Annotated in this window: 1 pseudogene; it reads left to right on the top strand. The window is 73.9% G+C overall.

Annotation, left to right across the window (positions count from 1 at the left end):
• A pseudogene (locus KVS71_RS17935) lies at positions 1–251 on the top strand (AAA family ATPase); the annotation flags it as partial.
• Positions 252–253 lie beyond the last annotated feature (2 nt).

Below are 253 nucleotides of genomic sequence, written 5' to 3'. Positions count from 1 at the left end.
GCCTGTCCCACGGCCCGGACTGGACCCCGAGGGCGGAGTTCCTCGGCGACGTGCGCACCTTCGCGGCGGAGGAGCGCTGGGTGACCGAGTGGCAGTACACGAGCAAGGGAGCCGACGAGATCCTGACCCCGAGGGCGCAGCTCGCGCTCTGGCTCGACTATCCGTACCGCGTGGTGCGGCCGCGTCTGCTCCGGCGCACCCTCGGCCGCAGCAGCCTGCGCACCCGGGTGGGGGGCGGCAACGTGGGGTAGCC

This window comes from Microbacterium sp. GbtcB4 (genome assembly GCF_019091465.1).
GTDB lineage: Bacteria > Actinomycetota > Actinomycetes > Actinomycetales > Microbacteriaceae > Microbacterium > Microbacterium paraoxydans.
Note: the sequence above shows the minus strand (reverse complement) of the source record. Positions and strands in the feature narration are given on the sequence as shown.